12 protein-coding genes are annotated in these 12,177 nt (G+C 53.9%); 5 read left to right on the top strand and 7 right to left on the bottom strand.

Annotated elements, in window-relative coordinates:
- Positions 1-103: 103 nt before the first annotated feature.
- Positions 104-337, bottom strand: a complete 234-nt coding sequence (locus tag LARV_RS06445) for a DUF2905 family protein (protein WP_075072864.1) — start codon at positions 335-337, stop codon at positions 104-106.
- Positions 338-450: 113 nt separating this feature from the next.
- Between LARV_RS06445 and LARV_RS06440 the strand changes: the two genes are divergently transcribed.
- The 3 genes from LARV_RS06440 to LARV_RS06430 all read left to right on the top strand — a co-directional run bounded on the left by LARV_RS06440 (position 451) and on the right by LARV_RS06430 (position 3,011).
- Positions 451-1,794 carry a nicotinate phosphoribosyltransferase gene (locus tag LARV_RS06440; protein ID WP_075072863.1) on the top strand — a complete coding sequence of 448 codons (1,344 nt, stop codon included), beginning with the start codon at positions 451-453 and terminating at the stop codon, positions 1,792-1,794.
- 359 nt (positions 1,795-2,153) lie between these two features.
- Positions 2,154-2,552 (top strand): hypothetical protein, encoded by a 399-nt coding sequence (locus LARV_RS06435; RefSeq protein ID WP_075072862.1) that lies wholly within the window; start codon positions 2,154-2,156, stop codon positions 2,550-2,552.
- Between the two features lie 57 nt (positions 2,553-2,609).
- Positions 2,610-3,011, top strand: a complete 402-nt coding sequence (locus LARV_RS06430; RefSeq protein ID WP_075072861.1) for a nicotinate phosphoribosyltransferase — start codon at positions 2,610-2,612, stop codon at positions 3,009-3,011.
- A 212-nt stretch (positions 3,012-3,223) separates the two neighbouring features.
- Here the strand turns inward: LARV_RS06430 and LARV_RS06425 are convergent, their stop codons facing one another.
- Positions 3,224-3,994, bottom strand: a complete 771-nt coding sequence (locus LARV_RS06425; protein ID WP_075072860.1) for a CPBP family intramembrane glutamic endopeptidase — start codon at positions 3,992-3,994, stop codon at positions 3,224-3,226.
- Between the two features lie 175 nt (positions 3,995-4,169).
- Here LARV_RS06425 and LARV_RS06420 point away from each other — a divergent pair, with 175 nt between their 5' ends.
- Entirely contained in the window at positions 4,170-4,349 is a 180-nt protein-coding gene (locus LARV_RS06420; protein ID WP_075072859.1) for a hypothetical protein, read from the top strand.
- A gap of 109 nt (positions 4,350-4,458) precedes the next feature.
- Here the strand turns inward: LARV_RS06420 and prmA are convergent, their stop codons facing one another.
- The 5 genes from prmA to hrcA form a co-directional block, all read right to left on the bottom strand.
- Positions 4,459-5,376 carry a 50S ribosomal protein L11 methyltransferase gene (gene prmA / locus LARV_RS06415; RefSeq protein ID WP_075072858.1) on the bottom strand — a complete coding sequence of 306 codons (918 nt, stop codon included), beginning with the start codon at positions 5,374-5,376 and terminating at the stop codon, positions 4,459-4,461.
- On the bottom strand, positions 5,369-6,481 hold the full coding sequence (dnaJ, locus tag LARV_RS06410; protein ID WP_075072857.1) for a molecular chaperone DnaJ: 1,113 nt from the start codon (positions 6,479-6,481) through the stop codon (positions 5,369-5,371). The genes prmA and dnaJ overlap by 8 nt, the downstream gene beginning before the upstream one ends.
- 105 nt (positions 6,482-6,586) lie before the next feature.
- Complete coding sequence (gene dnaK, locus LARV_RS06405) at positions 6,587-8,506, bottom strand: molecular chaperone DnaK (protein ID WP_075072856.1); 1,920 nt, start codon at positions 8,504-8,506, stop codon at positions 6,587-6,589.
- Between the two features lie 13 nt (positions 8,507-8,519).
- Positions 8,520-9,029, bottom strand: coding sequence for a nucleotide exchange factor GrpE (locus tag LARV_RS06400; protein WP_172797795.1), 510 nt, complete (start codon positions 9,027-9,029; stop codon positions 8,520-8,522).
- 107 nt (positions 9,030-9,136) lie between these two features.
- The gene (gene hrcA / locus LARV_RS06395; RefSeq protein WP_075072854.1) at positions 9,137-10,207 is read right to left on the bottom strand and encodes a heat-inducible transcriptional repressor HrcA; all 1,071 of its coding nucleotides are present in this window, start codon (positions 10,205-10,207) and stop codon (positions 9,137-9,139) included.
- 264 nt (positions 10,208-10,471) lie between these two features.
- Here hrcA and LARV_RS06390 point away from each other — a divergent pair, with 264 nt between their 5' ends.
- On the top strand, positions 10,472-12,130 hold the full coding sequence (locus LARV_RS06390; protein ID WP_075072853.1) for a sulfatase-like hydrolase/transferase: 1,659 nt from the start codon (positions 10,472-10,474) through the stop codon (positions 12,128-12,130).
- Positions 12,131-12,177 lie beyond the last annotated feature (47 nt).

Genomic DNA, 12,177 nt, shown 5'->3' with positions numbered 1-12,177 from the left:
AGGAACAGGGCTATTTATACCAATCCGCGCCGGATCGATGTAGTGACCCTTCTCCTATGTTTGTCTGACAAATGTACGGGTGACTCATATGACATTATTCGTCTTATTTATGCAATAAACGGATCACCAGGTTCAAGACAACCGTCAGCACCAGGCTGATGACAATGGATGCCAGGATGGGAATGATGCAGCTTCCACCTGGAAAATCGATGTGGACTGTCCCCGGAAGCTGCCGATTGCCAAAAAAACGGCCCGCCACCCAGATGACTCCCCCCGTCACCACGACGACCACCCCCAATACAACCAGCAGCTTGCCCAAATTTTCTAGGTTTCCCATCTGTTCCTCGCTTTTCACCCCACAGTCTATCACATCTTGACAGACCCGAGTTCCGGCTTATAATCGTGTAACAAATACACAAAGTAACCATATTGGATCACCAAGGAGTGTCCATGAGCCTCTTCGATGGGAAACGCCTGAGTAACGAAGCCTTCAAGCTGGATATCGAGCGCATGCGCCGGGGTTGGTACACCGATAAATACTTCACCAACATCGCGAATATGCTGACCGTTCTTTCGAAGCAAGGGTATACCTACCAGGGCAAAGACCAGCGCCTGCCCGCCGGCATCTCTCCGGAAGGGGTTGCCTGCGGCGATATCGAAGTCGAGATGCAGATGTTCACGCGCCGTCCCAACACCACCATCGTGGTCGGCGTCGATAAGGCGCTCACCATGCTGCAGCACTGCACCGGGTACTGGGAAGACGAAAGGTTCGTCAACACGGCCGATAAATTACAGGTCTGGGCAGTCCAGGATGGCTGCACGGTGCATTACAACGGCAATCCGCTCAATGTCAGCCCGGTGATGCGCGTACGAGGTCGCTACCGCGATTTCGCCATACTCGAAACCCCCATCCTGGGCATTCTGACCCGCGCCAGCCGGGTGGCCACCAACGTCTACGAGACGCTGATCGCCGCGCGCGGCAAACCCATGATGTTCTTCCCGGCGCGCTTCGACCTGCATGAAGTCCAGGCAGCCGACGGCTACGCCTATCAAATCGCGCTGCAGCGCTTCAACATGGACTACGCCTCCAAGCTGGGCCCGTTCGTCTCGACCGATGCCCAGGGCGACTGGTGGGGCGGCTACGGCGGCGGCACGGTCTCGCATTCCGGCATCGCCAGCTTCCTGGGCGATTCCGCCGAGGCCATGCTGGCCTTCTCGCAGGTCATGCCGGTCTCGGTGCCGCGCATTGCGTTGGTCGACTTCTCGAACGACTGCGTGGCGGTCTCACTGCGCGTGTGCCGCCTGATGTTCGACCGCTACATCCAGTACCTCGAAGCCGGGAATAAAGAAATGGCCGAACGTTACCGCCTGTACGGCGTGCGCATGGATACCAGCGCCTCGTTGCGCGACGTATCCGTCCAGCCGATTGGCGATCCGGCGCTCGACATGGGCGTCACCCCGCGTCTTGTTTTCAACGTGCGCCAGGCGCTGGACACGGCCACCGAAAGCTGGGATATCCCGGAGCGGCTGCGCGATCAGGCTCGAGCATTCTGCCGCGGCGTGAAAATCGTGGTTTCGGGTGGTTTCAACGCCGAACGCATCACGCGTTTTGAAAAACTGGGCGTGCCGGTTGACATTTATGCGGTGGGCTCCTCGCTCTTCGACAACCACGAGGGTACGATCACCGATTTCACCGCCGATGTGGTGCGCGTGAAGGTGCGCGACACGTGGGTGGACCTGGCCAAGGTCGGCCGCCACGCCGTCGACAACCCCGATTTCGAACGCGTCTGGTAATTTCTGCCGACCAGCCGATCCAGAAAAACCGATCAATCTACGAGGATGCCTTCCAATGCTTGGCGCATTGGAAGGCAGTTTTTATGATTGCAGCGGATTGATTTTCAAGAATCGACCCCACATTCTCATTACCCATCCTGGCCTGGTCCAACTATAATGATTTGTGATTTAGATTATCAGCATATCGAGTTGGTAACATTCTCGTTCGTGATGGATCCAGCCGTGAGCCAATAGATCGCGTGGTGTAGGGAGGTGCAAGTGTAAGCTGGGAGGCACATCCTGATGAATGTGTATACCTCTCTTCTAAACTTATGACCTGAATGAGGAAATGGCTAAATAAAATGGAGACACGGATTCGTATGAATAAAAAACTGTGGTCTGTCGGAATGATGATCCTGATTACGCTGCTGGCGTTCGGCGCCGATTACGGAAAAGCGTTGCTCAAAGCGGATTCCGGTAAGAATTTCAACTTCACGCCGGGCATCCTGTTCCTGCTCCTCGCCAATTTCATTTTTCTCGGTCTTTTCTATGGGGTCGTTCACGCCACGCAAAAGGACCGGCTGGCGCTGTTCCCATCCATCCTGTTCATGATTGTCGGCTGTCTGTTGATCCTGTTGGAATGGGCGCCCATCCGCTCGCGATTGCTTCCCTTGCCTTTGCAGACCCTGCAGGTCACGTATGGGAACCTGACGGCCGGGCTCTGGATCGTGATCGGCGTCTTCAATCTTCTCAAGCCAGGCCGGCAGGCCGCTGGCTGACGCCCACCGAATATACAAAAGCAGTGGTAAAAAATAAGCCGCTGCCTGGTTTCCAACATGCGCCAGGCGCTGGACACGGCTGCCGAAAGCTGGGACATTCCCGAACGGCTGCGCGATCAGGCCCGCGCGTTCTGCCGCGGCGTGAAAATCGTGGTTTCGGGCGGTTTCAACGCCGAACGCATCACGCGTTTTGAAAAACTGGGCGTGCCGGTTGACGTTTACGCGGTGGGCTCCTCGCTCTTCGACAACCACGAGGGCACGATCACCGATTACACCGCCGACGTGGTGCGCGTGAAGGTGCGCGACACGTGGGTGGACCTGGCCAAGGTCGGCCGCCACGCCGTGGATAATCCCGATCTCGAACGGATCTGCCAATCCCTGCCGGGAATCCAATCCAGAATGACAGGCCAACTAAAAAAACTGCCTTCCAATGAGATATCCCTTGGAAGGCAGTTTTGATCACTTGAATTTCCGCTGTTGGAATTATCGATGCCGGAAAGCTTCTGGCATATCCATCCACGGTTTTTCCCTTGTTTGGCAGGACGATCAGAAATGGCTCGGCAGGATGGTATTTCTTCCGTCATTCCACTGCGCAGTTGCCGGTTTTGATCGACCCATTTTGATATCTTTCAAGAACAGGCATTAAGCATCGTTCCGGTTATGGCGCCGGTCTATACAGCATACAGGGCAACAAGAAAACTGATGACTGTAAAGATGTTGCTGATGCAATGAAATACCATACCGATGTATATATTCTTTTCCTTCCACGTAAGATAGGCAGCCGGCAGAAAGACGCTGATGCGAAACAAATTCTGAAATGGAAGCCAAAAATGGTAGAGGGAAAAAAGCACCGTTACGATGACGGGTGCTACTTTGCCATAGCGACTCAATTTTGAGGTGAGATAACCCCGGAAAAAGAGTTCCTCTACGATTGGTCCAACAAAGCCATTAAGAATTAAGTACACCGTACTCATCAACAGCAGACTCACTCCAGAATATTGTCTAAAGTGGTCAAGGTTGGTCCAATCAAAATATGCAGGCAGAACGGCAGCCAATTTGGCCGAAAGGGAAGCTGTCAGAGATTTCTCAAGAGGGCCCAAGGTAATCGACATAATTCCGGCAAAGCCAAACAACAGCAGGCCGATGATCAGCGTTCTTTTCCACCCGGCCTTCCCCTGATTTACAAACGCGCTTCGAAACGAATAACTGCCGAATTCCTTCTTGCTGGCTCGCAATACGATCGCAATTTCGACCGGAAAAAGAAACAGCATGGCTAAAAGGAAGAACAATATAACGGAAGGGATTGTGGTATGTGCATAACCCACAAGCAAATAGATGGAGGTTAATACCGTTGTAGGAATAAAAATCAGAAGAATCACCTTAAGCAATGAAAGGTCGTTGTTCTTGTATGGATTTCGAGGTAGTTCTTGATCGATGGCCACTGTTTATCTCCCATGTTCCTTTTCAAGCAGCAAGAAGCCATTTGGCTTGAGGGACGTCCCTTCTCTTGAATTATAGCTTCATGTTGCGAATACAGCCCGAATGAACGGTGACATCTGCCGGCCTTCTTCATTGGGCGATGTTTATACTCGTCGCGATGGTGGAATAGTGCCAACAGTGGCCGTTCTGTTCTTGGCAATCGACTGCCTGTTGATTCTCCTGGGACGGGCGCCCATCCAGTCACAATTGCATCCTTTGCAGACCCTGCAGGTCACGTATGGGAACCTGACGGCCGGGCTCTGGATTGTGATTGGCGTCTTCAATCTTCTCAAGACCGGCCGAAAGGCCGCTGGTTGACGCCCACCGATTAAACAGCCGCAGCGGCCAAAAATTGGCCGCTGCAAGGTTATCAATCCAACTGTCTCGTTCCTTTTACGGGCGCCTGCACCCTATGGGCGCCTGCACCCTATGGGCGCCTCATCACAATCGCCACCCAATCCTTCTGCTGGACGCGTTCGACGAACTCCAGGCCCATTTCCTTGCCCTTTTCTTCCACGCCGGCAGCCTGTTCGGCCAGAATGCCCGAGAGCACCAGCGTGCCGCCGGGTTCGGGCAGTTCGCCCAGGCCGGCGTCGAACAAACGGATGATGACCGGGGCTAAAATATTAGCCACCACCACCGGCGCGTGCCGGATGCTGAAATGTCCCTGGCGCAGTTCGCGCACCGAACCGACGCCGACCTCCAACCGGTCTTCCACGTCGTTGGCCGCGCCGTTTTCGTAGGTCGCTTTGACGGAAGCACTGTCGATATCCACACCCACCGCCCGGCTGGCGCCCAGTTTGAGCGCCGCGATGGACAGGATGCCCGAACCGCAGCCCACGTCGATGATGGGCTTGCCGGGCAGGGTATATTTTTCCACCATCTCCATGCACAATTGTGTGGTCGGGTGCGTGCCGGTGCCGAACGCCATGCTGGGGTCTATGCGCACCGGGATGCGTTCCCGATCATATTCCTCGATCCAGGCCGGCAGGATGAGCAGTTTTTTACCAATCGGGATGGGATGATAGTGCTGCTTCCAGGATTCCATCCAGTTCTCATCTGCGATATCCCGGAACTCGGGTTTGGGCAGAGGTTGAATGCGCCCCAGATAGTAGAGGGCTTCTTCCAGGCGCTGGCGGGTATCTTCCACCTGTTCGTCGATCGGTAGATATCCAAAAACCCGCACCGGGCCGTACGGGGTTCCGACATCTTCCGCGTCATTGTAGCGAACCGCCTGTTCGACCACTACGCCCTGGGATACAAAACGGTTCAACACTTCAGAAACCGCCTCAGCCAACTCGCCATCCACGGTCAGAGAAACTTCAAGCCAGCGTGCTTCAGCCACCCAACACCTCCTTTAACCGGTCCATAAAACTCTTTTCCCTGGTGTGCACTTCGCTACCCAGTGATTTGGCCAACTGCTCGAAAAGCACACGCTGTTCATCGGTCAGGCGGGTGGGCACTTCCACATCCACCACCACCAGTTCATCGCCGCGTCCCGTGCTGCGCACGTGCGGAATGCCTTTCCCCTTCAGGGTAAACACCTTTCCGGGTTGCGTGCCCGCCGGAATGGACAATTTGGATTTGCCCTCCAGGGTGGGCACTTCGATATCGGCGCCCAATGCGGCCTGGGCAAGATTGATGCCCAGATTCAGAATGATATCATATTGCTTTCTTCGGAAGTAAGCATGCGGCTTGACCTGGATTTCCAGCAGCAGGTTGCCGTTGGGGCCGCCGTTGGAACCCGGCTGCCCCTCTCCGGCCAAACGAATCTGGGTGCCGGTATCGACGCCGGCCGGAATTGGCACCGTCTTCTTGACCGTCTTGCGTTCCAACCCGCGCCCGCGGCAGGTATGGCAGGGCGTGCTGATCACCTCGCCTGAGCCGTTGCAGGTCGGGCAGGTGGTCACCTGGACCATCGAACCCAGGAAGGTCTGGCGCACCTGACGGACCTCACCCTTGCCACCGCAGGTGGCGCAGCGCACCGGGCTGGTGCCCGGCTCGGCGCCGCTGCCGCGGCAGGTGGAACAGGTCTCATCGCGGGTGATTTCCACTTCCCTTTCGACGCCAAACGCGGCCTCTTCGAAAGCCAATGTAACCGTATAGGTCAGGTCAGCGCCGCGCCGGGGCGCATTTCGCCTCCGGCTGGAACCGCCGCCAAAGCCAAAGAATTCTTCGAAAATGTCCGAAAAATCGACTGTACTAAAGTCAGGCGCGCCGCCCATGCCGTTCAACCCGGCCTGTCCGTAGCGATCGTATGCAGCCCGCTTGTCGGCGTCCGAAAGTACAGCATACGCCTCGTTGATTTCCTTGAACCGCTCTTCTGCATCCGGCGCCTTGTTTACATCTGGGTGATACTGGCGCGCCAGATTTCGGAAGGCCGATTTCAGCTCATCCGGCGAGGCATTGCGATTTACCCCTAACACTTCGTAATAATCGCGCGAAGCCATGCGTTCTATTCATCCAATCGTTATAAATCATAATCCCCTTCTTCCCACTGAAAGAGAACCAGCGGGAAGAAGGGGGAAATTTCTTACCTCGACGAAGAGGATTGGTTAGATGTTCTTGAATTCGCCATCTACGACATCGTCGCCAGATTTTCCGGAACCGCCCTCTGAACCGGGCTCAGGGCCGCCCTGCGGGCCGCCGGCGCCGCCCGGTTGGCCTTCTCCGGGTTGCTGATACATTCCCGCGCCAATCTTCTGGATCAATTGACCCAGGGCCTCGGTCTCGCGTTTGATCGCTTCGGGGTCTTCGCTGCTCATCACATTGCGCACCGCTTTGACCTTCTCCTCGATCTGCGATTTCAAACCAGCGTCGACTTTGTCGCCGTAATCGCGCAGTGCTTTTTCGGCGGCGTAAGCCGAATTGTCGGCATAGTTGCGCACTTCCACCAATTCTTTATGGCGGCGGTCGTCTTCGGCATGCGCTTCGGCTTCCTTGCGCATCTTATCGATTTCCGAGTCGGACAGGCCGGACGAAGCGGTGATGGTGATGTGTTGGCTGCGGCCGGTGGCTTTATCGGACGCGGTCACCTTGAGAATGCCGTTCGCATCCAGGTCGAAGGTCACTTCGATCTGCGGCAAACCGCGCGGCGCCGGGGGAATGCCATCCAGCACGAACTTACCCAGCGATTTGTTGTCCGCGGCCATCGGGCGTTCGCCCTGCAGCACATGGATTTCCACCGAGGTCTGCGAATCGGAAGCGGTCGAGAAGATCTGGCTCTTGCGGGTCGGGATGGTGGTGTTGCGCTCGATCAACGGGGTCGCCACGCCGCCAAGCGTTTCCACCGACAGGGTCAGCGGAGTCACGTCCAGCAGCAGGATATCCTTCACCTCGCCGCCCAACACGGCCGCCTGAATGGCAGCGCCAACCGCCACCACCTCATCCGGATTGACGCCCTTGTGGGGCTCCTTACCGAATTCGCGTTTCACGGCTTCCTGCACGGCGGGCATACGGGTCATACCGCCCACCAGCACCACCTCATTGATGTCCGAGGTGCGCAGGCCGGCGTCCGAAATGGCCCGGCGAACGGGATCGAGCGATTTCTGCACCAGATCGGCCGTGATTTGCTCGAGTTTGGCACGTGTAACCGTCTTGACCAGGTGTTTGGGGCCCGAGGCGTCCGCCGTGATATACGGCAGATTGATCTCGGTTTGCATGGTCGACGAAAGCTCGATCTTGGCCTTTTCAGCCGCTTCGCGCAGGCGCTGCAGCGACTGGCGGTCGTTGCGCAGATCGATGCCGGTTTCCTTTTTGAACTCATCGATCAAATAATCCATCAGGCGGATATCGAAATCATCGCCGCCCAGGAAGGTGTCGCCGCTGGTGGATTTGACCTGGAACACACCGTCGCCCACGTCCAGAATGGAAATATCGAAGGTGCCGCCGCCCAGGTCGTACACGGCGATGACTTCGTTCTTCTTCTTATCCAGGCCGTAGGCCAGTGAAGAAGCCGTCGGCTCATTGATGATGCGCAGCACTTCCAACCCGGCGATCTTGCCGGCGTCTTTGGTGGCGTTGCGCTGCGCGTCGTTGAAGTAGGCCGGAACCGTGATGACAGCCTGCGTCACCGGCTCGCCAAGATACGCCTCGGCGTCCGTCTTCAACTTAGCCAGAATCATGGCCGAGACTTCCGGGGGTGAATATTCCTTGCCATCCATCACCACGCGCAGGTCGCCGTTGGGCGCCTTGGCCACTTTGTACGGAACACGGCTGATGGTGCGCTGCACCTCAGGATCCTCGAACTTGCGACCCATGAAGCGCTTGATCGAGAAAACCGTGTTTTCCGAGTTGGTGATGGCCTGGTTCCGCGCTGAGCGCCCGACCAGACGTTCATGGTTCTTGTTGACCGCCACGACTGAGGGCAGCAACCGTTCCCCTTCTGCGGTGGGGATGACGGTTGGTTCGCCGCCTACCATGACAGCGACGACAGAGTTCGTGGTTCCAAGATCAATACCGACGATTTTTGACATTGATTAATTCCTCCTAGCGGGCAACTCGCACCAGGGCCGGGCGAAGCACGCGGTCGGCGATGGTGTAACCTTGACGAACGACTTCGATGATGTCGTCGCTTTCATGATCCGGGTTGTCTTCATGCGAAATGGCTTCATGGCGGCTCGGATCGAATTTCTCTGTTTCGGCCGGGATGCGCCTGACGCCTTCGGATTCAAGGATGCCAATCAGCTTGCGATAGACAAGCTCGACGCCTTCAGACCAGGCGGCCAGGTCCCCTTCCGTAGGCCGAACCTTCAACGCGCGCTCGAGATCATCCACAACGACCAGGTATTTCTTCAGAATTTCCCCGGTGATGTTTTCTTTGAGGGTGGCTTGTTCGCGATCGATGCGCTTTTTGTAGTTCATAAAATCAGCCCGCTCGCGCTGCCAGCCATCCATATTCTCTTTGGCCTTTTGCAACGCCTGATCCAGTTCTTCGCGGAGCGCGGCGTTTTCGGCGATGAATTTCTCTTCGATTGCTGCGGTAGTTTCTGTTTCCAATTCTTTTTCCTGTTGCTCGACCGGGGCCGATTGTTTTTTCGACGCTGTCGGTTCTTTCCCGGTTGAACCCACAGCGGCTTTCGTATGCTTCTTCTTTTCTTCTTCCATCAATTCACCTCACCCGAAGTGTTTGAGAGCTCTTCCTCCATCGTTTCCGAAACCAGGTCGCTGAGCAGCCCGGAAAGGAAACGCACGACCGAAATGGTTCGACCGTAAGGCATGCGCATGGGACCTAATACGCCCAATGTGCCGGTGGTCAGGCCGGGTGTTCCGTAACGCGCCAGTACAATCGAGCATTGGCGTAATTCGTCCCACGAAGTGCCTTCGCCGCCAATCAAAACCTGGACGCCGTTCATCGAATTGGAAGATAGCACAGTTCGTGCCAGCAATTCCTGCAACATGGACCGTTCTTCCAGCACGCGGATGGCGCGCCGCGCATCATCCGACCCGGAGAATTCCGGTTCAGCCAGGACGTTGGTCAGGCCATCCAGGTAAACCTCTCCAGAGACAAGCGCGTCCATGTGGTTCATTTCATCCACCACATACTCGGTCAGTTCGGCCTCCAGGGGCGGCAGTTGCGCCGACAGAGCCTGCACGCCCTCGACATCCTGGCCCTGGAAGAGTTGCTTGAGATGGCTGGCCGAGGTCGAAAGTTGTTCCTGAGAGACCGATTCGCTCAACGTGATCAAGCGCTGGTGAACCTCACCGCCCACCAACACCAGGACCAACAGCACCTGCCGCCCGCGCGTGGAGATCAATTCGAGATGCTTGATTACGGCGCGCGCCGGATGCGGCGCGGTCACCAGCGAAGCCGCCCGTGATTGATGGGCCAGCACCGAGGCGGCCAGCCGCATCCACTGATCGACGTCGTTGCGGCTCTGATAGAACTGGTGGCTGATGGTGCGCCGGGTGGTATCGGGCAGGTTGGTTTCCTGCAGCAAACGGCCGACGAAATACCGGTAACCCTCCTCGGTGGGAACTCGCCCGGCCGAGGTGTACGGTTGGCGCAAATAGCCCATCTCCGTCAGCGTCGAAAGTTCGTTGCGCACGGTGGCGGAGCTCATATCCAGATGGTAGCGTTCCACCAGGTGCATCGAACCCACTGGATTGGCGGTTCGCACGTACTCATGGATCACTACCGAGAGGATCAGTTTTTGGCGTTCAGTCAGCTCGTCCATTGTTATCCGTTTTAGCACTCTAAGGCTTCGAGTGCTAACAACCTGGTATTGATGATACCATGCCCGAAAATGAGCGTCAAGCATGCTTCGAGCATTCTGATAAAGAATTAATAAATCCAATTGGCTGGATACAAAATTGAATTATTGCAATATAATTGTGTGTATCTTCTATTTTGTAAATGAAAGAAGGCACCAAATTTAATACAAAGTAGACTATTAGCTGTTTTAGAAATGTAAGAATCGAATAAAAGGGGGAAATACTCGATGAAATCCAGATTGGATTGGCTGTCATTTGCCAATGTTTTCACAATTCCACTTTTCTTTATACTCTTCTATTACTGGCAGAATGCCAATCTCGTCGCTTTTAAGGATATCCTCCGTTCGCTGTGGATTGCCATCCTATCCACCGGGTTGCTCTTTGTCATTCTTGGGTTAATTACCCGCTCATGGAAGAAATCTTCTCTACTGACAGCCTTATTCTCCTTGCTGTTTTTCAATCATGAGACTATTTCAAAAATCTTTTATTATTTTCGAATAATCATCACAGGCGATCAAGTAGACACTTTCGCATTTCTTGATGTAAAGAAAATTTGCGCATTCGGTATCGGGGCAATTTTCATCCTTGCATTGTTAGCTTTGGTCAAGAAAAAATATGAGCCGGCGTCCTTAACCAGGTTCGCCAATTTCTTTTCCATCGGTTTGATAGGCATCCTGGTAGGTACTTCAATTTCCTTTTCAATAGAAAAAATAACAAGTAATTCCGAAAGAAACCTCACCGAATTTTCAAAACGCTGGGTAGATACCCTTCATAATGAACCCGATCTTCTACATCCACAAGGCGAGCTTCCCGATTTTTATTATATTATCCTGGACGGCTATGGCCGGAACGATGTATTGGCGGAACTCTACGCTTATAACAATCAACCGTTTCTCGATGCGCTCACTGCCGAAGGCTTTACAGTGGGTGAGGATAGCCTGAGTAATTACAAACAGACCGATTTATCCCTCGCGTCTCTTTTAAATATGGAATATATCAATTGGATTGGAGATGAAATCGGCAAGGAAAATCGCAATTATGGACCACTCTACTTAATTTTCGATTATAACCGGACCTCTGAACAACTCCGGCGTGTTGGATACCATATCAATGTCTTCTCCTCTGGTTTCAAAACCCTGGAATCAGAAACCGCAGATTTAACTTTACGATCCAAAGCCTCCCTCAATACATTTGAAATCATGGAGACTGGCACAACGCCAATCAGCCTTTTCTTGGATGAGGAGCTTTACACAATTCACCGAGAAAGGATTAAATATAATTTGCGTAATCTGGCAGAAGCCGGAAATCAAGATGGACCTGACTTTATTTTCGCGCATATCCCTGCCCCCCATCCGCCATTTGTTTTCGACTCGCAAGGAAAAAGTATTACTCCAGATCGATCGTTTACGACAGTCGATGCCGCTGATTTTCTGGCGGATGGATCGGTTGAAGAATATAAAACTGGCTATATCAACCAACTCGCTTATATTAACCAAGAAGTTATCGACGCCGTAAAGGAAATTCTTGAAACATCCCGTATCCCGCCCATTATCATCATTCAAAGTGACCACGGGCCCGGATCTCAATTCAGTCATCAGATCCTCGAAAACAGCAACCTTTCGGAACGTTATCCCATCCTTTTTGCGTATTTTCTCCCATGTTCTCACGGGAGTGGAATACCTGATGACATTACACCGGTTAATTCTTTTCGGTATATTTTCAATGCTTGTTTTCGTGCAGATTTGCCTTACCTGGAAAATCGGCAATATTACTCGTCTAATGAGACACCCTATCTGGTTACAGATGTCACCGAAAAAGTGACGGCAAACAATAAAGATGGTCAGAATAGCCATGTCATTTTGTGGCATAAGACTGAAAAGAATTAACCACCCTTTTTAACTTCGAGAAATAACGAAGATTTACATCATTTTTC

The organism is Longilinea arvoryzae (assembly GCF_001050235.1).
GTDB lineage: Bacteria > Chloroflexota > Anaerolineae > Anaerolineales > Anaerolineaceae > Longilinea > Longilinea arvoryzae.
The sequence above is the reverse complement of the archived record's forward strand: the minus strand, read 5'-3'. Positions and strand labels throughout refer to the sequence as shown.